Annotated in this window: 19 protein-coding genes; 13 read left to right on the top strand and 6 right to left on the bottom strand. The window is 64.3% G+C overall.

Annotated elements, in window-relative coordinates; genetic code table 11:
- The first annotated feature begins 43 nt into the window (after positions 1-43).
- From OW521_RS07135 to OW521_RS07095, 9 genes are all read left to right on the top strand, one after another.
- Positions 44-628, top strand: coding sequence for a DedA family protein (locus OW521_RS07135; RefSeq protein WP_268024105.1), 585 nt, complete (start codon positions 44-46; stop codon positions 626-628).
- A gap of 202 nt (positions 629-830) precedes the next feature.
- Positions 831-1,133: an urease subunit gamma gene (locus tag OW521_RS07130; RefSeq protein WP_078106942.1), complete on the top strand. Its 303-nt coding sequence runs from the start codon at positions 831-833 to the stop codon at positions 1,131-1,133.
- A 9-nt stretch (positions 1,134-1,142) separates the two neighbouring features.
- Positions 1,143-1,529, top strand: coding sequence for an urease subunit beta (locus OW521_RS07125; protein ID WP_268024103.1), 387 nt, complete (start codon positions 1,143-1,145; stop codon positions 1,527-1,529).
- Positions 1,526-3,310 (top strand): urease subunit alpha, encoded by a 1,785-nt coding sequence (gene ureC / locus OW521_RS07120; RefSeq protein ID WP_268024101.1) that lies wholly within the window; start codon positions 1,526-1,528, stop codon positions 3,308-3,310. Before OW521_RS07125 ends, ureC begins: the two co-directional genes overlap by 4 nt.
- Positions 3,311-3,326: 16 nt before the next feature.
- Entirely contained in the window at positions 3,327-3,806 is a 480-nt protein-coding gene (ureE, locus tag OW521_RS07115; protein WP_268024099.1) for an urease accessory protein UreE, read from the top strand.
- The gene (locus tag OW521_RS07110) at positions 3,787-4,503 is read left to right on the top strand and encodes an urease accessory protein UreF (protein ID WP_268024097.1); all 717 of its coding nucleotides are present in this window, start codon (positions 3,787-3,789) and stop codon (positions 4,501-4,503) included. The genes ureE and OW521_RS07110 overlap by 20 nt, the downstream gene beginning before the upstream one ends.
- A gap of 16 nt (positions 4,504-4,519) precedes the next feature.
- Positions 4,520-5,137, top strand: coding sequence for an urease accessory protein UreG (ureG, locus tag OW521_RS07105; RefSeq protein WP_078106937.1), 618 nt, complete (start codon positions 4,520-4,522; stop codon positions 5,135-5,137).
- Positions 5,134-6,030, top strand: coding sequence for an urease accessory protein UreD (locus tag OW521_RS07100; protein WP_268024093.1), 897 nt, complete (start codon positions 5,134-5,136; stop codon positions 6,028-6,030). Before ureG ends, OW521_RS07100 begins: the two co-directional genes overlap by 4 nt.
- Positions 6,030-7,073: a HoxN/HupN/NixA family nickel/cobalt transporter gene (locus OW521_RS07095; protein ID WP_268024091.1), complete on the top strand. Its 1,044-nt coding sequence runs from the start codon at positions 6,030-6,032 to the stop codon at positions 7,071-7,073. Before OW521_RS07100 ends, OW521_RS07095 begins: the two co-directional genes overlap by 1 nt.
- A gap of 14 nt (positions 7,074-7,087) precedes the next feature.
- Here OW521_RS07095 and OW521_RS07090 read toward each other — a convergent pair whose 3' ends face one another.
- Positions 7,088-8,113, bottom strand: a complete 1,026-nt coding sequence (locus tag OW521_RS07090; protein ID WP_268024089.1) for a PHP domain-containing protein — start codon at positions 8,111-8,113, stop codon at positions 7,088-7,090.
- 290 nt (positions 8,114-8,403) lie between these two features.
- Between OW521_RS07090 and malQ the strand changes: the two genes are divergently transcribed.
- Positions 8,404-10,614, top strand: a complete 2,211-nt coding sequence (malQ, locus tag OW521_RS07085; RefSeq protein WP_268024088.1) for a 4-alpha-glucanotransferase — start codon at positions 8,404-8,406, stop codon at positions 10,612-10,614.
- Positions 10,615-10,692: 78 nt separating this feature from the next.
- On the opposite strand, the gene OW521_RS07080 is transcribed toward malQ, so the two are convergent.
- Genes OW521_RS07080 through OW521_RS07060 form a run of 5 tightly spaced genes read right to left on the bottom strand, consistent with a single transcriptional unit; the run spans position 10,693 to position 15,486 of the window.
- Positions 10,693-11,763 carry a lactonase family protein gene (locus OW521_RS07080; protein ID WP_268024087.1) on the bottom strand — a complete coding sequence of 357 codons (1,071 nt, stop codon included), beginning with the start codon at positions 11,761-11,763 and terminating at the stop codon, positions 10,693-10,695.
- Positions 11,764-11,770: 7 nt separating this feature from the next.
- Positions 11,771-12,601 carry an aldo/keto reductase gene (locus OW521_RS07075; protein WP_268024085.1) on the bottom strand — a complete coding sequence of 277 codons (831 nt, stop codon included), beginning with the start codon at positions 12,599-12,601 and terminating at the stop codon, positions 11,771-11,773.
- A gap of 19 nt (positions 12,602-12,620) precedes the next feature.
- Positions 12,621-13,628 carry an NAD-dependent epimerase/dehydratase family protein gene (locus tag OW521_RS07070; RefSeq protein ID WP_268024083.1) on the bottom strand — a complete coding sequence of 336 codons (1,008 nt, stop codon included), beginning with the start codon at positions 13,626-13,628 and terminating at the stop codon, positions 12,621-12,623.
- The gene (locus OW521_RS07065; protein WP_268024081.1) at positions 13,622-14,593 is read right to left on the bottom strand and encodes an aldo/keto reductase; all 972 of its coding nucleotides are present in this window, start codon (positions 14,591-14,593) and stop codon (positions 13,622-13,624) included. Before OW521_RS07065 ends, OW521_RS07070 begins: the two co-directional genes overlap by 7 nt.
- Before the next feature lie 47 nt (positions 14,594-14,640).
- The gene (locus OW521_RS07060) at positions 14,641-15,486 is read right to left on the bottom strand and encodes an aldo/keto reductase (RefSeq protein WP_268024079.1); all 846 of its coding nucleotides are present in this window, start codon (positions 15,484-15,486) and stop codon (positions 14,641-14,643) included.
- Positions 15,487-15,650: 164 nt separating this feature from the next.
- Here OW521_RS07060 and OW521_RS07055 point away from each other — a divergent pair, with 164 nt between their 5' ends.
- The 3 genes from OW521_RS07055 (at position 15,651) to OW521_RS07045 (ending at position 17,174) form a co-directional block, all read left to right on the top strand.
- A complete protein-coding gene (locus OW521_RS07055) occupies positions 15,651-16,553 on the top strand; it encodes a helix-turn-helix transcriptional regulator (protein ID WP_268024077.1) in 903 nt (300 codons plus the stop codon).
- Between the two features lie 145 nt (positions 16,554-16,698).
- A complete protein-coding gene (locus OW521_RS07050; protein WP_268024076.1) occupies positions 16,699-16,905 on the top strand; it encodes a hypothetical protein in 207 nt (68 codons plus the stop codon).
- Entirely contained in the window at positions 16,902-17,174 is a 273-nt protein-coding gene (locus OW521_RS07045) for a hypothetical protein (RefSeq protein WP_268024075.1), read from the top strand. The genes OW521_RS07050 and OW521_RS07045 overlap by 4 nt, the downstream gene beginning before the upstream one ends.
- Positions 17,175-17,208 lie beyond the last annotated feature (34 nt).

The following is a 17,208-nucleotide window of genomic DNA, read 5'->3' as shown; positions in this document are numbered from 1 at the left end:
AACTGCCAGACTGTTCTTCATGCAGGCCCTTTTGGATGGACTCTTGAATACCAGCCCGCTCCTGATCGGGTGCATAGTTTTCGCCCTCGTCTTTGCCGAGGACGCAATTTTTGTGGGCTTTGTGATCCCCGGTGAAACGGCGGCTGTGGTGGGCGGGGTGATTGCAAGCCGTGGAATCTTCCCCTTGTGGCTCATGATCGCCATTGTGGTGACTGCCGCGATCACGGGCGACACCGTGGGCTACGAAATAGGCAAACACTTTGGTCCCCGGGTGATGGCCCTGAAGATCCTGGACAAGAGACGTGCCCAACTGCAAAGGGCCGAGGACTTCCTCAAAGACAAGGGCGGCCTCGCCGTGTTCCTGGGCCGGTTTACCGCCTTCTTCCGTGCCGTCATGCCGGCTCTGGCCGGACTCAGCCGCATGCCGTACCGGCGCTTCGCATTCTGGAACTTCAGCGGCGGCATCGTTTGGGGGTCCCTGTTCGTGACTCTCGGTTTTGTGGCTGGAAACTCATACGAGGAAGTGGCCCGCACGGTGGGCCGGGGTGCCGCGGCCGTGGTGGCAGTTGTTGCGGTGGCGATCCTTGTCGTGTGGCAGGTCAGGAAGCATAAGACCAGGAAAGTTTGAGGAAGCAGTAGCGGAAATCTGGCTGAAACCTGGTCGGCTTAGGCTGGTCACAATTCGTTCGGGAGGGGAGGTGAATGCGCGAACTGGATACGTCTGACGTTTGGCGTTATAACCGTAGTAGCTGCCCCGATGTCCTCGGCTTTTCTGAGTCTTGAGTGAACTGATGTCCGCCTCTGCTGCACACAACTTTTAAGGAGAACCGATGCATCTTTTGCCCCGTGAGCAGGAAAAGCTCATGATCGTGGTCGCGGCCGATCTCGCCCGGCGTCGGCAATCCCGCGGGCTTAAACTCAACTTTCCCGAAGCCGTCGCGATCATCAGCTACGAACTGATTGAGGGTGCCCGGGACGGAAAAACCGTCGCCGAACTCATGAGCTACGGGACAACGCTGCTTCGCCGTGAGGATGTCATGGAGGGCGTGCCCGAGATGATCCACGATGTCCAAATTGAGGCCACTTTCCCTGACGGCACCAAGCTCGTCACCGTCCACGACCCCATCCGCTAGGAGGCCGCCATGATTCCCGGTGAGTACCGGCTCCAAGCAGAGCCCATTGAGTGCAACAGCGGACGCGAGGCAATCGCCGTCGAGGTGGTCAATCGTGGTGACCGCCCCGTCCAGGTGGGATCGCACTACCACTTTGCCGAAGCGAACCCGGCCCTCGATTTTGACCGCAAGGCCGCCCACGGCCGCCGGCTGGACATCCCCGCTGGCACGGCCGCACGCTTCGAACCCGGCGACTCCAAGACGGTCAAACTGGTGGCCCTTGCTGGCAGCCGCGAGGTCTACGGCCTGCGGAACGCCGTCAACGGATCGCTTGATTCCGGCACCGGAGAGAACGACGGCGGCGCTGCCGCTGCCACGGAAGGGCCCGGAGCCAGCAAAGAAGGGACAGCCCAGTGAGCTTTGAAATTTCGCGCAAGCAGTACGCAGACCTTTATGGCCCAACGACGGGCGACTCCATCCGCTTGGCGGACACCGAACTTTTCCTTGAGATCGAGAAGGACTACACGGTCTACGGCGAAGAGGTCATGTTCGGCGGCGGCAAAGTGGTGCGCGACGGCATGGGGCAGAACGGCCAAGTGACCCGCGAGGGCCGCTTGCCCGGATCCAACGCAGCTTCGGACCAGGTCCTTGACGTCCCGGACACTGTCATTTCGAACGTGGTGGTCCTCGACTACACCGGAATCTACAAGGCCGATGTGGCGCTCAAGGACGGGCACATCTTCAAGATCGGCAAAGCCGGGAACCCGCAGATCGCCGACGGCGTGGACATCGTGATCGGCGCCAGTACCGAGATGATCGCGGGGGAGGGCAAGATCCTCACCGCAGGCGGCGTTGACACCCATATCCACTACATTTCCCCGGACCAGGTCCCCACTGCCCTGTGCAGCGGCGTCACCACCATGGTGGGCGGTGGCACGGGACCGGCCGAAGGTACCAAGGCCACCACCGTCACGCCCGGCAAATGGCACATTTCGCGGATGCTGCAAGCGGCGGAGGGGCTCCCGATCAATATCGGCCTCCTGGGCAAGGGGCACGCCTCTGCCATCGAGCCGCTGGCCGAACAGATCCGCGCAGGCGCCGTGGGCCTCAAAGTCCATGAGGACTGGGGCGCCACGACGTCGTCCATCGACATGTCGCTTCGCGTAGCCGATGAATATGACGTGCAGGTAGCCATCCACACGGACACGCTCAACGAGTGCGGATTCGTGGAAGACACCATCAAGGCGATCGACGGCCGCGTGATCCACACCTTCCACACCGAAGGAGCAGGCGGTGGGCACGCCCCGGACATCATCAAGATCGCCGGACTGCCCAACGTGCTCCCGGCATCCACCAACCCCACGCTCCCGTACACGCGAAACACCATCGAAGAGCACCTCGACATGCTCATGGTGTGCCACCACCTCAACCCGGACATTCCGGAAGACGTGGCATTCGCCGATTCCCGCATCCGGGCCGAGACCATCGCGGCCGAAGACGTGCTCCAGGACCTGGGCATCTTCTCCATGACGTCCTCGGATTCCCAGGCCATGGGACGTGTGGGCGAAGTCGTGATCCGCACCTGGCAGGTGGCCGATGCCATGAAGCGGCAGCGAGGCGTCCTCAAAGACCCGTCCGGCGCAAGCCACGGCGCTGAAAACGGCCTGGGCCAGGAAAGCGACAACTTCAGAATCAAGCGCTACATCTCCAAATACACCATCAACCCGGCCATCGCGCAGGGCATGGCGGACTCCATCGGCTCCGTGGAAGTGGGCAAGTTCGCCGATGTCGTCCTCTGGAATCCGGCCTTCTTCGGCGTGAAGCCGGACCTGGTACTCAAAGGCGGGCAGATCGCCTACGCACTCATGGGCGATTCCAACGGCTCCATCCCAACCCCGCAGCCGCGCACCATGCGCCCGATGTTCGCCACCCACGGAAAGGCGCTGCAGCAGTCCTCCATCACCTTCTTGTCGAAGGCGGCCATCGAGGCCGGGGTCCCGGGAGAACTCGGCCTGGAACGGGTCATCCGGCCGGTGTCCGGCATCCGGAACCTGAGCAAAGCGGACTTGAAGTTCAACGGCGAGACGCCGGATATCGCCGTCGACCCCGAGACCTACAAAGTGACGGTCGACGGCGAAGACGTCACCTGCGAGCCGTCCGACGTGCTGCCCATGGCCCAGCGCTACTTCCTTTTCTAGATCGCCGGAGAAACAGATGATTATCGAAAAGATCCTGGGCAATCTGCACGAACTGCCCAATCCCGAACAGTACGCCGGTCTCCACAAGGAGAAGGTTGTGCTGCCCAGCGCCCAACTGGTCAAACGCATCCAACGCGTCACCACGGACCACGGCAAGGAGCTTGGGATCCGCCTCCCCGCCGGATCCGGGGACCTGCGCGACGGCGACATCCTCGCCGTCGATGATGCGAACCTCATCGTGGTCTCCGTGCTGCCGACCGATGTCCTGGTCATCGCCGCGCGGAGCATCTACGAAATGGGCGTGGTGGCGCACTCTTTGGGCAACCGGCACCTGCAGGCCCAATTCTTCGACGCCGACTCCGAGTACGGGGCCGAAGTCATGGTGTGTCAGTACGACCACACGGTCGAGGACTACCTCAAACACGTCGGCGTGCCGTACCGCCGCCAGGAACGCGTAATGCCGGTGCCTTTCCGCCATGCTGAACACACGCACTAGTTCGGCTTCGGTTGCTGCCGAGGCTGGGAGCGCCTCTCATCAGCTCGCGCTTCAGCAGCTGACTGACTCCGCGTTGCCTACAGGGGCGTTTGCGCACTCGCTGGGGTTTGAGACGTACATCGACCGTGGGCTCGTATCTGATGAAGCCTCATTCAGCACCTGGCTGTCTGCGTTTGTGGGGCAGCAGTTGACCTATTCAGACGGGTTGGCCATCCGGTTCCTTTATGAGGGGGCGGACGTTGGGGAGCTGGACGCTCATTTGAGCGCTCAGCTACTGCCGCGGCAGTTGCGGGAGGCCAGTACCAAGATGGGCGGGCGGCTGATCGAGATCGGGAGCGAAGTCTTTCCCTCGGCGGAGCTCGAGGCGTACCGGGCCCTGGTGACTACCGGCCGGGCTGCCGGCCATCAGCCGCTGGCGTTCGCCGTCGTCGCGCGCTCGCTCGGCGTGCCGTTCGAGGAAGCGCTCGCCGCGTACCTCTTCGCGGCGGTCACTACCCTGACGCAGAACGCCGTTCGCGCCATCCCGCTCGGCCAGAACGCCGGGCAGCGGGTGCTGCGAAAGGCGCACGACGACGTCGCTGCCGCCGCCGAGCGGGCCGCGCACCTGACGCTGGACGACTTCGGGGCCGTGAGCCCCGGGCTGGAAATTTCGCAGATGCGGCACGAATGGCAACGTGCGCGCATGTTCATGAGCTAGAACCATAGGAGGACACATGTCTGAACCCATCAAGATCGGCATCGGCGGCCCGGTTGGAGCCGGCAAAACGCAGCTCGTAGAGCGCCTGACCCGCCACATGAGCCGGGAAATCTCCATGGCCGCCATCACCAATGACATCTACACGATCGAAGACGCCAAGATCCTCGCTGCCAACGGCATCCTGCCCGAGGACCGCATCATCGGCGTCGAAACCGGCGGCTGCCCGCACACCGCCATCCGCGAAGACACGTCCATGAACACGGCAGCAATCGAGGAACTCAAGAAACGCCACCCCGACCTGCAGGTCATCTTCGTGGAATCCGGCGGCGACAACCTCTCCGCCACGTTCAGCCCCGAGCTCGTGGACTTCTCGATCTACATCATCGACGTTGCCCAGGGAGAGAAAATCCCCCGCAAAGCCGGCCAAGGCATGATCAAATCGGACCTCTTCATCATCAACAAGACCGACCTCGCCCCGTTTGTTGGGGCCGACTTGTCCGTCATGGAGCGGGACTCCAAGGAATTCCGCGGCGACAAACCCTTCTGCTTCACCAACCTCAAGACCGACGAAGGGCTCGACAAGGTCATCGCATGGATGCGGCACGACGTCCTGATGCTCGACCTGGCGCAATGAGCACGACGGCGACGGCGGCTGAGCTCTCTCCGGCGGACTCCGCTGCTGCTGTTGTCCAGCCGCGGGGAGAGCTCAGCCTGCGGGTCGCCTTGCGTGGTCCGCGCTCCGTGGCCGTGCAGCAGTTTCATCAGGGTGCCTTGCGGGTATTGAGGCCGCACTACTTGGATGGGTCCGGGCAGGTTTGTTATGTCATGGTCAATCCTGGTGGGGCGTATTTGGGGGCGGATCTCTATGTTGTGGACGTGGAGGTGGAGGCGGGGGCGTCCTTGCTTTTGACGACTCAATCGGCCACGAAGATTTATCGCACTCCTGGGTCCTTTGCGGAGCAGCGGATGACTATCCGTCTGGGGGAGGGGGCGGAACTGGAGTTGGCTCCGGACCAGCTCATCGCCTACCGGGAGGCCAGCTATCGGCAGAACACGCACATCACTGTGCATCCGACGTCGAGCCTCATGATGGCGGAAGTCATCACTCCCGGCTGGTCGCCGGACGGCGCTTCCTTCAAGTACCGGGAACTCCGGCTCCGTAACGAAATCCGGGTGGAGAGCGACGACGGCACGGGGCTGCTTGCGCTGGACAACCTCCTGATCCGGCCGCCTCTCGGGGATGTGAGTGGAATGGGCTTCATGGAGGGCTACAGCCACCTGGGTTCGCTCATTCTGGTGGATCCCCGGGTTGACCAAGCGCTCGCCGATGAACTCCACCGGCTGACAGTCGGCTATGACGCTTACTCGGGCTTGTCGCTGACCCGGACCCTTGCGGGCATCACCGGCTTGGTCCTAAGGTCCCTATCGAACAGCACAGGGGAACTGAACCGATTGCTTGGTGCCTGTACTGGTCTTTTGCGCGAACGCTGGTACGGCAGGGCGCCGCTGAACCTAAGGAAGTACTGATGACTTCACTTGCCGAGTTCGCCTCGATGTACCGCCGGCGCGAGCATCTCCCGATGAAGTCACGGCTCGCGTTCATGTTCGGCTCCGTCGTCCTCCTGCACCTTGCCGCCGTCGTGCTCCTGCTGGTGGGTGGCGCCGGGGGCGGGCAACCGCTCGCGCTGGGGCTCGTACTGACCGCCTATGTGGCTGGCATCAAGCACAGCTACGACTGGGACCACATCGCCGCGATCGACAATTCCACTCGGAAGTTCGTGGCACAGCGCAAAGACCCCGTGAGCGTCGGATTTGCCTTTAGCCTGGGCCACAGCTCGGTGGTGATCCTGGCCGGCGTGATGGTGATTGGCGGCGCCAGCTTGGCGGGCCAACTCATGGAGGACGGCAGCACCGGACACATAGTGCTTGGGTTGATCGGCAGCGGAGTTTCGGGGCTCTTCCTCCTGGCCATGGGCATCTTCAACGGCTCGGCTTTCCTCCGCACCGCACAGCTGTACCGCGCGGCCCAGGCTGGCGGCGAGATCGCGCTCGAAGACCTGGAAACGAAAGGATTCGTTGCTCGGCTCCTGTCCAAGCCGTTGTCCAAGGTCCAGCGTCCGCGGAATATCTACGTGATCGGGTTCTTGTTCGGGCTCGGCTTCGACACCGCGACCACCATTGGACTGCTGGTGCTCACGACGGCGGCGTCGCTCGCCGGCGTGTCCGTGCTTGCCCTCCTGGCATTGCCGCTGGCCTTCACCGCGGCGATGACGCTGTGCGATTCCATCAACGGCGTGGCCATGATGCGCATGTACAAATCCGCCATCCATGATCCGCAGCGCAAGCTTGGATTCAATGCCATCGTCACCGGCATCTCGGCCTTCTCGGCCCTTTTCATCTCGATCATCACGCTGGGCGGTTTCCTCAACACGGCCTTCGGCCTGACTGATCCGGTCACCACGTGGCTGGGCGAAATAGACCTCGGCGACGCCGGACTGCTGCTGATCGGGCTGTTCGCCGTCGTGTGGGTGGTTGCGGCTGTACGGATGCGCGCGGCGCGACGCGGCTAATGGTGCCGGCGCCGTCAGCCGAGCTGGAACCACTCAAGAAGCCGATCCAACGGCCACGTCGTGATGATCCGATCGGCGGGTACACCGTTGGCTTCTGCCCGCTCCGCTCCGTATTGCAGGAAATCGAGCTGGCCGGGGGTATGCGCGTCGCTGTCTATGCTGAAAAGGCAGCCAGCATCGAGGGCAATTCGAATCAATTCATCCGGCGGGTCCTGGCGTTCCGGCCTCGAATTGATTTCGACAGCGACTGAGTGCTCCGCACACGACGCGAACACCTTTTCGGCGTCGAACTCCGAAGGGGGCCTCGTTCCGCGCGATCCTTGGACCAATCTGCCGGTGCAATGACCGAGGACGTTTGTGTACGGGTTTTCGATGGCTGCGAGCATCCGACGTGTCATGGACCGTTTGTCGGATCGGAGCTTCGAGTGGACGCTGGCAACCACAACGCCCAGTTGACTCAGCAGTTCCACGGACTGGTCCAAGTCGCCGTCTTCCAGGATGTCCACTTCGATGCCGGCCAATAACCGAAAGCCGGAACCCTGGCCGTACCCGTCGTTGATCCCGTCCACAATCGTTAGCTGCTCCATCAAGCGCTCAGGGCTGAGACCGTTGGCGATGGTGAGGTTGGGGGAATGATCGGTCAAAGCGATATATTCCCGGCCGAGTATACGAGCCGCGTCGGCCATAACCTTGATCGGCGAGCCGCCATCCGACCAGTTGCTATGGCTGTGCAGGTCGCCGCGAAGCTCGGCGTGCAGCTCGTGTCCACCGTTGACCAACGGCTCGGCGCCGCTGCGGCGGAGGTTCTCAAGGTAGTCCGGAACACTGCCACCCAGGGCTTGGCTGATCACCTCGAAGGTCCGGCTGCCGATTCCCTTGGTTCGCTTGAGGCGGCCATCCTTGACCCGGGCAGCCAGTTCCTCTTGGCTCAGGCCGGCGATGATGTCCGCGGCTCGGCGAAACGCCTGGACCTTGAAGCTGTCCGCGAGTTCCCGTTCCAGCCAGAAAGCGGTTTCGTTGAGCGCGTCTACGGCGTCCATAGCTCAATGATGTACCACGCGGTGCTCAGGCGTATGTGAGCGAGGGTTGGGGTCTGGGGGCCCATATGTGAGCGAGGGTTGGGGTTCCCTGACGCTCTCTCACCTATGTGGCGGTTTGGCGCAACCCTCCCTCACATCATATGAGCGGCCGTTGGGGGAGGAGCGTCATGCTGTCGGAATAACTGTGACGGCCCCGGCCGCCCTGCAATAATCGGAACCAGTTGCCTCACTCGTGTTGCACGTGGGGCGGTATGCACCTTCGGACGAATCACATTGCAGACGAGGCGGACATGACCAACACTCCCATCCAGCAGGACACCGTGACCCAGCCGACAACGGGGAATCTGGACGCCGCCACCGACGAAGAGCTGCTTCACCGGCTCGCCGACGCTCATGGCGTCGGGACATCATTCCACGGCTGGGATGGGCTGCAGCACAACGTTTCGCCAACCACGCTGGTTCAAGTACTGGGCGCCCTGGGGGTAGCTGCGGCTTCCAACGCCCAGATCGAGGCGGCCCTTGTGGAGGCAGAGCTGGCGCCGTGGCGGCGGATGCTGCCGCCCGCCGTCGTCGTCCAAGAGGGAACGACGGCGGCCGTGCACGTGCACGTCCGCGACGGTTCGCCGGCGCGCCTGACGATCTCGCTGGAGGATGGAACGGAACTTGCGGCCGCCCAACAGGAGGACTGGGCGCCGCCGCGTGACGTGGGTGGAGTGCCCACCGGCCGTGCCACGTTTGAGGTGCCGGCCGGGTTGCCGCTTGGTTGGCATTCGCTCATGGCCGAGTCCGACGGCGTGACGGCCACCGCCGCGCTGGCCGTGGTTCCGGCCAAGCTGCGGACCGCGGCACAGCTCGAGGAACGGCGCGGCTGGGGACTCGCCACGCAACTGTACTCCGTGCGCTCCAAGCGCTCGTGGGGCATCGGAGACTTCGCGGACCTGGCCGATTTGGCGTCATTGGCCGGCGCACGCGGGGCCGACTACGTACTGGTGAATCCCCTGCATGCCGCAGATCCGGTGCCGCCGGTTCAAGCGTCGCCGTATTCTCCGTCAACCAGGCGATTCTTCAACCCTCTGTACATCCGCGTGGAAGCCATTCCCGAACTGGCATATGTGAAGCCCCGGAAACGGGCAACGTTGGACCGGCTGTTGGATCACGTCCACGCGCTCAACAAGGACGCGGAACGGCTGGACCGGGACCAAATCTTCGCAGCCAAGCTCGCTGCCTTGGAACTCCTTCACACGGTCAAGCTTTCTCCGGCCCGGCAGCGTGCCTTCAAGGAATTCTGCCGCGAGGCCGGCCCAGGCTTGGACGATTTCGCCCTTTGGTGCGCCATCCGTGAGGACCGATCCCCGGACGACCCCTTCTGGCGGGACCCCACGGCCACGCTCGGCTCGCCCAAAGTTGAGTCGATGCGCCAGGCTTTGGCCGATCGGATTGGTTTCCACCGTTGGCTTCAGTGGATCTGTGATGAGCAGCTTGAGTCGGCCCAGGCTGCGGCGAAGGGTTCCGGCATGCGGCTGGGAGTGGTGCACGATCTCGCCGTCGGGGCGGACCTCAGCAGCGCCGACGCCTGGACGTTGCGCAGCAGCTTCGCGCCCGGTGTCAGCGTGGGCGCACCACCGGACATGTACAACCAGCTCGGCCAGAACTGGAACCAGCCGCCGTGGCACCCAGTCCGTTTGGCTGAGGCGGGCTACGCGCCGTTGCGCGCGATGCTCTCCACCGTCCTTCGCCATGCCGGCGGCATCCGTGTGGACCACATCCTTGGGCTGTTCCGCTTGTGGTGGGTGCCCGCTGGCAACTCCGCTCGCGACGGCGCCTATGTCCGCTACGACCACGAGGCCCTCATCGGCATCCTCGCCTTGGAAGCGCACCGCGCGGGCGCGGTGGTCATCGGCGAGGACTTGGGCGTCTTCGAGCCGTGGGTGCGGGACTACCTTGCGGCCCGCGGCATCCTGGGCACGTCTATCCTGTGGTTCGAGAACGACGGCGACTCGCCCCTGCCGCCCGAACGGTACCGAACGCAGGCCCTCGCGAGCGTCAACACCCACGACCTGCCGCCGACCGCCGGGTATCTCGCCGGCGACCACGTGGAACTCCGGGGCCAACTGGGCTTGCTTGAACGAAGCGTGGCCGAGGAACGGGCCGAGCACGAGGCCACCTTGGACAAGATGATGGGGTTGCTGCGCGAACGCGGCCTGCTGCCGGCCGACGGCGGCGGAGCCGACGGCGCTTCGATGCTTGGCGAGGAACAGGTCATCGAGGCGTTGCATCGGCTGCTGGCACAGGCACCGTCTGTGCTGTTGGGCGTTGCGTTGGTGGATGCCGTGGGGGAGCGGAGGGTGCAGAATCAGCCGGGCACGACCTCCGAGGTCTACCCCAACTGGCAAGTGCCACTGGCCGACGAACGCGGCCGTGCGGTGCTGATTGATGACCTCGATGCGAACCCGCGGTTCAATTCCTTGTTGGCCGCGGTTGACGAGGCTGTGCGGGCCTAGCCACCACCATCGAGTCGTGAGATCTCGCCCTTTTGGGGGGCGCGAAAGGGGCGAGACCTCACGTGTGGATTAGCCGGGTCAGAGTGCTACGACCAGCGCTGTCGGCGAACCCGTGTCCAACTGGTCCAGGACCTCGCCCGGGATGCCGGTGGCCGGGTCCAAGGCGAAGGTAGTGACTTGGTTTGACCGCTCGTGCGCCACGTGGAGCCAGCCGTCGCGGACCAGATGGTGGCGGGGCCAGTCTCCTCCGCTGGGCACGTCGGCCACAGGTCGGAGCCGGGTTCCGCTGCCTTCGACGGCCAGTACCGAGATCCGGTTGGAGCCGCGGATGCCCGTGTAGACGAAGCGATTGTTCGGGGACAGCGCGATTTCGGCGGCTGCATCGCCGTCGGAAGCGCCGCTGGCCGTCGCGGGACCGCGACTGTGGAGCACAAAGCGGCCGTCCGCACCGGGGAGCAGCAGCGCCACTTCGATGGAGTACTCGGTCACGATGAATACGGCATCCGCGGAGGGGTGCTGGACCAAGTGTCGCGGGCCGCTGCCCATGGGGAGAGCGATTTGGTGGTCGGGGAGCAGGCCGGTGTCGGGGAAATAGTTCCACACCCGCACGAGGTCGAAGCCGAGGTCGGTGGTCATGATCCGGCCGTCGTCGAGCATGAGGCTCGCGTGGGCGCGGCTCACCCGGGTGCCGCCCGTGGCGATGTCGATGCCGCCGTCGACGCCGGCGTGTGGATCCTTCGCCGGTGGCGCGGCAAAGCGAGAGGTGATGCCGCCGTCGTCGTCGAGCCCGTAGAGCAGAACGTTGCCGTCACCCCAGCAGGCCACCACGATGAAGCGGCCGTCCGGGTCTACGGCGACGTGGCAGGCTGCGGCGCCCGCGGGCCAGGCCTCACCGAGGGCTTCGAGGCCGAAGGGCCCCGTCCGCCGGTAGGCACGGACCGTCTGGGCAGCCTCGGCTACCGCGAAGACCACCGGAAGGGTGGGGTGAACGGCAAGGAACGACGGCGACGGCGCTTCGACGGCGGTGCCCAGCCAACTAAGGCTCCCGTCGTCACCGGCGGCAATGGCACCAATGCCCGTTCCGTGCCCGTTGCTGTCCGCTGTGTACGAACCCGCCCAGACGAGGGTTCCATCGATGTTCTCTGCCATGCCTGCCTCAGTGTCCTTGCACGTCCGAGTCGACGCCGGCATCCGCACCAGCGTCCAACGTGGCGATCGCCGACATGTCTTCATGGTCCAGGGCGAAGCCGAACACGTCCAGGTTTTCCTTCATGCGCAGCGGATTGGCCGACTTCGGGATGGCCACAAGCCCTTCCTGGACGTGCCAGCGCAGCACAATCTGCCCGGGCGTCTTTCCGTGTTTCCGCCCGATCGCGGCCAGGACAGGAGCGTTCAGGAGATCCCGCCCGGCTCCCAACGGGCTGTATGACTCCGTTGCGATTCCGTGGTTGCCGTTGAAGGCACGCTCGTCGATCCGTGTGATGGACGGTGAGATTTGGATTTGGTTGACGGCCGGCACCACCGCCGTTTCCTCCAGAAGCCGCTCGAGGTGCGAGGGCTTGAAGTTGGACACGCCGATCGATCGCGCCTTCCCTTCGGCCTGGAGCCGCTCGAAAGTCTCCCAGGTGGAGACGAACTGGTTCCGTTGGGGGAGCGGCCAATGGATCAGCAGGAGGTCCACGTAGTCCAGCCCGAGGCGTTTGAGGGAGCCATCAAGCCCGTCGACGGCGCGATCGCGCCCTTGGTAGGTGCCGTCCAGCTTGGTGGTGATGAACAGTTCCTCGCGCGGGATGCCGCAGTCCCGCACACCTTGCCCGACGCCGGCCTCGTTTCCGTAGCGGTAGGCCGTGTCGACGTGCCGGTAGCCAAGTTCGACGGCGGACACCACCGCCGCGGCTACCTCGGCGTCGTCGAGCGGCCAGGTTCCGAGGCCGATCTGCGGAATGGCATTGCCGTCATTGAGCCTGACGGTCGGAGCAAGTGCCATGGTCCTGTCCTCTCAGTTGTTAGATCGGCCTCCGCGCCCATTGGACCAGTTGGTCGCTGAGTTTCATGAAGTCCTGGTCCACGAGCTTGATGCCTGGATGTTCATCATGCCACCGGACGATCTCCCGCGCTCCTGCGGCAAACGGAATTTCTGCCCGGTACCAGGGCACCAGGGTTTTGACCTTGGTGTTATCGAAGACCACGGAGTGGGACCTGTCCCCCAGAAGCCCGGGTCCAAGCTCCGGGGAGTGCGCGGCAATGGTCTCCGAGGCGATGTGCACCAGTTCGGGTTCCGGGGCCCCTGCCGCCGTTGCGAAGAGCCGGTAAACCTGGTCCCAGGGAAGCGCTTCGTCCGAGGTGATGGTGTAGCTTTCACCCACAGCCTGAGGCCGGCCGAGGAGCCCCACGAAGGCCACCGCAAAGTCATCCGTGTGGGTGAGGGTCCACAGCGAGGTACCGTCACCGTGGACGATCACCGGCAGCCCCTCCCGCATGCGATGGATGTCCGTCCAACCGCCCAGTAACGCGATCCGAGCGCGGTCGTAGGTATGCGAGGGCCGGACGATGGTGACCGGGAATCCGTCGTCACGGTAGGCCTGGGTGAGGAGGTCTTCACAGGCGATCTTCTCCTGGGAGTACTTCCAGAACGGGTTTCTTAACGGCGTCGACTCGAGTATCGGCAAGTGTGCGGGCGGCTTCTGGTAGGCCGACGCCGAGCTGATGAACACGTACTGACCGGTCCGGCCGCGGAACAGCTCGATCGCGGCCGAGACATGCTCCGGAGTGAAAGAGATAAAGTCCGCGACGACGTCGAACTCGCGTCCGTTCAGTACCTCCGACACCTCGGCGGCGTTGCGGATATCGGCCCGGAGCAGTTCGGTTCCTGCCGGGAGGGCCCTGTCCGAGGTCAGTCCGCGGTTGAGGACAGTGAGCCGGTGACCCAGCGCGACGGCGAGCTTCGCGGCCGCCGCGCTGATGGTCCCGGTCCCGCCGATGAACAGCAGGCGCAAAGGGGCTGAAGTCACCATGCGTAGTCTTCCGGTGCGGTCCGGTGGCCCGGGAAGATGTCGTCGAGCCGCTTGAGTGCGTCGGCGTCGAGGGTGACATCCAAAGCCCTGATGGCGGCGTCCAACTGCTCCTGCGTGCGCGGTCCCACGATCGGTGCGGTCACGGCCGGCTGGTGCAGCAACCAGGCCAGCGCCACATCGCCCGGCTCGTGGCCAAGGTCGTCGGCGAGGTCTTCATACTGGCGGATCTGCTCTTCGTGCTTTTTCAGGGTCTCGGCCGCGCGGCCCTCAAGGCGCCGGACGCCGTCGCGCTCTTTCTTCAGAACCCCGCCCAACAGACCGCCGTGCAGCGGCGACCACGGGATCAGCCCGAGGCCGTACTGCTGGGCAGCCGGGATGACTTCGAGCTCGACGTTGCGGGTGAGCAGGTTGTAGATGGACTGCTCACTCACGAGTCCGTTGTAGTTGCGCCGCGCTGCCGCCTCCTGGGCCTGGGCGATGTGCCAGCCGGCGAAGTTGCTGCTGCCGGAATACAGTATTTTGCCCTGCTGGACAGCAACCTCGATAGCCTGCCAGATCTCATCCCACGGCGTGTTCCGGTCCACGTGGTGGAACTGGTAGACGTCGATGTAGTCGGTTTGCAGTCGCTTCAGGCTGGCGTCCAAGGCTCGACGGATGTTCAGCGCGGACAGCTTGGACTCGTTGGGACGGTCCGTCATGGTGCCGTAGAGCTTGGTGGCCAGGACGACGCGTTCGCGGCGCTCGCCGCCCTTGGCAAACCAGCGGCCGATGATTTCCTCGGTCCAGCCGCGGTTGTCGTGGCCGCCGTAGACGTTGGCGGTGTCGAAGAAGTTGATGCCGGAGTCCAGGGCGGAATCCATAATTGCGTGGGCGGCAGATTCCTCCGTCTGCGGGCCGAAGTTCATGGTTCCGAGGCACAGGCGGGAGACGCTAAGGCCGGAGCGGCCCAAGTGGGTGTACTGCATGGTTTGGGTTCCTTACGCTGTGGTGGGTTTTGTTCCTGGTGGACGTTTTACATCTGGCTGAAGGACGCGACGGCGGGGTCGGCACCGAGGCGGGCACCGGCGTCGAGCGCGCTGATTGCTGCCAGTTCCTCCGGGGTGAGCTGCAGCGACGCCGCTGCGAGGTTCTGGCGGATCCGCTCCGGGTGGACGGACTTGGGGATGACGATGTTGCCGGTTCCGAGGTGCCACGCCAGCACGATCTGCGCCGGGGTGGCACCATGCTTTTCGGCCAGGTCGGTGACCGTGGCAGACCCCAGGTCCGCTCCCTGGCCCAGCGGGCTATAGGCCTCGACTGCAATCCCGTGCGAGCGGCTCTTCGCCACCAGGTCTCGCTGCTGGAACGTCGGGTGCAGTTCGATCTGGTTGACGGCGGGTACGACGTCGGCGGACGCCAGGAGCGTATCGAGGTGGGGCGGCAGGAAGTTGGAGACACCGATTGCCCGTGCGCCGCCGTCGGCATGGATCTTTTCCAGGGCCTTCCATGCGTCGACGAACAGGCCTTGTGACGGCACTGGCCAGTGGATCAAGTAGAGGTCGATGACGTCGAGGCCGAGTTCGCGACGGCTGTGGTTGAATGCCGCCGCGGCGCGGCCTTGTTCGCCGTTGCGCAGTTTGGTGGTGATGAAGAGTTCCTCCCGGGCGATGCCGGAAGCCTTGATCGCGGCACCGACGCCGGATTCGTTCCGGTACGCCGCGGCGGTGTCGATGTGCCTGTACCCGGCCTCAAGGGCGTCCTCCACGGCCTTCTGGGTTTCGGCGGGTGGGACCTGGAAGACGCCGAAGCCGAGCTGGGGGATGGTGACCGAGTTGTTCAGGACGAGCCCGGGAACGGTTGAATTCTGAGCGTTGGACATGTCCGGCCCTTTCGTCTTGGTGGGTGGATTGCCTTGCCGGCTTTCTCGAGCCTATGCACTTTCGGCACAACAATCAGTAGTTTTGGCGCCCCCTGTTTTTCCTAGGACTCGCAGTCCTACCCTTGGCCGTAGAAACGGGTCCTCCAGAAGGGAAGAATGGGGGCATGGGTCAAAGCGCCGAGTTTGGAAGATTCCTCAAAGCCATGCGTGCCCGGATGTCGCCGGAGGATGCAGGGTTGCCCGAAGCGTCCAGCGCGCGCCGCGTCCCCGGGCTGCGCCGGGAAGAGATCGCCCGCTTGGCCGATGTCAGCAGCGACTACTACACACGCCTCGAACAGGGCCGCCACATCCATCCGTCCCGGGCGGTCCTTGAATCAGTGTCGCGGGCACTTCGCTTGGACTCGAGCGAACACGCGCACATGATGGACCTCCTGGAGCATTGCGCGGAGAGCGCCAAGGCGCCGGCTCCCACCACGCGGGTGCGGCCTGCGCTGCGCCAACTCCTGGACGCAGTGGGCGACGTTCCCGCGCTCCTGCTCGGCCGGCGGAGCGACGTCCTTGGCGCCAACCGCATGGCGGTTTTGCTGTTTGCCGATTTCCCCGCCATGCCTCCCGCCGAGCGAAACCTCACGCGTTGGCTGATCCTGGATCCCCAGGCGCGGGAACTGTTCCGGGATTGGAAAACCGTGGCCGCGGAAGCTGCTGGATCCCTGCGGGCAGACACTGGACGCCACCCTGACGATCCCCAAGCCAACCAGTTGGTGGGCGAGCTCGCTGTCAATAGCGAACATTTCCGCCAATGGTGGGCAGGGCATCGCGTGGCGGCCCGTTCGGCAGGCACCGTCCGCTTGCATCACCCCGCGGTGGGGGACGTTGAGCTCAACTTCGAGAATCTGGCCCTGCCGCAGGACCCGGACCAAGTCCTGCGCGTCTATTCCGCAAAGGCGGGTTCGCCGTCGGACGATGCGCTCAAACTGCTGGGCAGCTTTGGTGCGGGAACGGCGCTTGGTGCGGGAACGCCGACGAGCTCGGAGCTCTCCGAGCGGCAGGCGGCAAGCGAGGGCTGAGGGGTTTCAGCCGAATGTGCTTCATGTCACTGTGCTGCTGCATAGTGAATTGGCATGATTCTGTCTATGTGCCCATTGGGCGGCCCTTGGATGGCGTTCTAGGCTGGATCCAGACCTTTTCGCATATCAAGGATGGAATTCAACGATGAAACGCATCGCGCTGCTGCGGGAACGGGCAGCCACCGCCGGGTCCGCGGGATCCACAGGCTCGCATTGCCCGGCATCCGGTCAGTGGAGCCCTGAAGGCGAACCCCACGCCGTGCACACCTTTTTCGAGGGCCATGTCTTCCCTTCCTACAATGGCGTGGCAACAGTGTGGCATCGCCAGTACCTGGTCGCTGAATCCCGATGAGTCCCGAAACCCTAGGGGCTTGGGGCCCAAGCCACTTCACGACGTCGGCCCAGCGGCCCGCTGGAGCGTCACTGAACCTGCCGCCGTCGAAGTGGTCCGAACTCAGCCGCGGCGAGACCGTCTGGATCCACGAAGACAAGTGGGGCTTCGACGCTGGGCTCGTTGACGAAGTTTCCTCTGACCACGAATTCTTGTGGATCGAATTTGCCGGTCGTGGCCGGCGACTCCTCTGTGGCGGTGACCCCGTCCAAGTCTGGACCCGCGGGTGAGTCCAGCCTCGCAACTGATGGCCGCCAGCCTTTC

Origin of the sequence: Arthrobacter sp. MMS18-M83, assembly GCF_026683955.1 — a bacterium.
GTDB lineage: Bacteria > Actinomycetota > Actinomycetes > Actinomycetales > Micrococcaceae > Arthrobacter.
Note: the sequence above shows the minus strand (reverse complement) of the source record. Positions and strands in the feature narration are given on the sequence as shown.

Coding starts and splice junctions, on each gene's coding strand:
- OW521_RS07080 (WP_268024087.1), bottom strand. CDS start 11,763: ATGGCAGAGAACATCGATGGAACCCTCGTCTGGGCGGGTTCGTACACA.
- OW521_RS07125 (WP_268024103.1), top strand. CDS start 1,143: ATGATTCCCGGTGAGTACCGGCTCCAAGCAGAGCCCATTGAGTGCAAC.
- OW521_RS07130 (WP_078106942.1), top strand. CDS start 831: ATGCATCTTTTGCCCCGTGAGCAGGAAAAGCTCATGATCGTGGTCGCG.
- ureE (WP_268024099.1), top strand. CDS start 3,327: ATGATTATCGAAAAGATCCTGGGCAATCTGCACGAACTGCCCAATCCC.
- OW521_RS07060 (WP_268024079.1), bottom strand. CDS start 15,486: ATGTCCAACGCTCAGAATTCAACCGTTCCCGGGCTCGTCCTGAACAAC.
- OW521_RS07045 (WP_268024075.1), top strand. CDS start 16,902: ATGAGTCCCGAAACCCTAGGGGCTTGGGGCCCAAGCCACTTCACGACG.
- OW521_RS07110 (WP_268024097.1), top strand. CDS start 3,787: ATGCTGAACACACGCACTAGTTCGGCTTCGGTTGCTGCCGAGGCTGGG.
- OW521_RS07050 (WP_268024076.1), top strand. CDS start 16,699: ATGAAACGCATCGCGCTGCTGCGGGAACGGGCAGCCACCGCCGGGTCC.
- OW521_RS07100 (WP_268024093.1), top strand. CDS start 5,134: ATGAGCACGACGGCGACGGCGGCTGAGCTCTCTCCGGCGGACTCCGCT.
- OW521_RS07090 (WP_268024089.1), bottom strand. CDS start 8,113: ATGGACGCCGTAGACGCGCTCAACGAAACCGCTTTCTGGCTGGAACGG.
- OW521_RS07070 (WP_268024083.1), bottom strand. CDS start 13,628: ATGGTGACTTCAGCCCCTTTGCGCCTGCTGTTCATCGGCGGGACCGGG.
- OW521_RS07095 (WP_268024091.1), top strand. CDS start 6,030: ATGACTTCACTTGCCGAGTTCGCCTCGATGTACCGCCGGCGCGAGCAT.
- OW521_RS07065 (WP_268024081.1), bottom strand. CDS start 14,593: ATGCAGTACACCCACTTGGGCCGCTCCGGCCTTAGCGTCTCCCGCCTG.
- OW521_RS07055 (WP_268024077.1), top strand. CDS start 15,651: ATGGGTCAAAGCGCCGAGTTTGGAAGATTCCTCAAAGCCATGCGTGCC.
- malQ (WP_268024088.1), top strand. CDS start 8,404: ATGACCAACACTCCCATCCAGCAGGACACCGTGACCCAGCCGACAACG.
- ureG (WP_078106937.1), top strand. CDS start 4,520: ATGTCTGAACCCATCAAGATCGGCATCGGCGGCCCGGTTGGAGCCGGC.
- OW521_RS07075 (WP_268024085.1), bottom strand. CDS start 12,601: ATGGCACTTGCTCCGACCGTCAGGCTCAATGACGGCAATGCCATTCCG.